Genomic DNA, 1,099 nt, shown 5'->3' on the forward strand with positions numbered 1-1,099 from the left:
CGGCTGGTCTGCCGGCGGTGTCGGTGGCGTGGGGTGTGTGGGATGCCGAGGAGGGTATGGCCGGTCGGTTGTCCGATCGGGAGCGGGAGCGGATGGTGCGGGAGGGGTTGATCCCGCTGTCGGCTGGTGTGGGTCTGTCGGTGCTGGATCGGGTGGTGGCCGAGGATCGGCGGGGTGTTGTGGTGGCGGCCGGTTGGTCGGTGGGGACGTTGCGTGCCGGTCCGGCGGAGCGGTTGCCTGCGGTGTTGCGTGATCTGGTGGGGGTGCGGCGCAGGGCCGCGTTGGACGCTCCTGCCGGTAGCGCCTCGCTCGCTGACCGGTTGGTCGACATGTCTGCCGCAGAACGCCATGCAACGGTGACAGAACTGGTACGCGCGCAGGCGGCCGCAGTGCTGGGGTACGGCGCGGCCGAGTCGGTCCCGGTGGACCGGGCCTTCCAAGAACTGGGCGTCGACTCGCTGATGGCGGTGGACCTAAGGAACCGGCTGGGCCGGGCGGTCGGGCTCACCCTGCCCGCGACGCTGGTCTTCGACCACCCGTCGGTGAACGCGCTGACGGACTTCGTGCTGCGCCGGTTGCTAGGCGGGCAGGCCGACCAGCGGAGGACGCGGCGTCCGGCGGCCGTCACCGACGATCCCGTCGCGATCGTGGGGATGGCCTGTCGTTATCCGGGTGGGGTGGATGATCCGGAGCGGTTGTGGCGGCTGCTGGTCGATGGTGTGGACGCGGTGGGTGGGTTTCCGGCTGATCGTGGCTGGGATGTGGCCGGTCTTTATGATCCGGAGCCGGGCAAGCCGGGCCGTAGTTATGCGCGGGAGGGCGGGTTTCTGTACGGGGCGGCGGAGTTTGATCCGGCGTTTTTCGGGATCAGTCCGCGTGAGGCGGCGGAGATGGATCCGCAGGAGCGGCAGTTTCTCGAGGTGTGCTGGGCGGGGTTGGAGCGGGCGGGGATTGATCCGACGTCGTTGCGGGAGAGCAGCGCTGGGGTGTTCGCCGGGGTGATGTATCACGATTATGCGCCGTCGGGGACGGGTGGGGCCACGATTTCGGGCCGGGTGGCGTACACCTTGGGCTTGGAGGGGCCGGCGGTGTCGGTGGA

At 69.7% G+C, this 1,099-nt stretch carries 1 protein-coding gene; it reads left to right on the forward strand.

The window, feature by feature from the left end:
* Positions 1 to 56: 56 nt before the first annotated feature.
* Positions 57 to 1,099: beta-ketoacyl synthase N-terminal-like domain-containing protein (locus AB0J64_RS57335; RefSeq protein WP_364047304.1), on the forward strand; the 1,043-nt coding region annotated here is incomplete at its 3' end.

Source organism: Nonomuraea sp. NPDC049695, assembly GCF_040674955.1.
GTDB classification, from domain to species: Bacteria; Actinomycetota; Actinomycetes; order Streptosporangiales; family Streptosporangiaceae; genus Nonomuraea; species Nonomuraea helvata.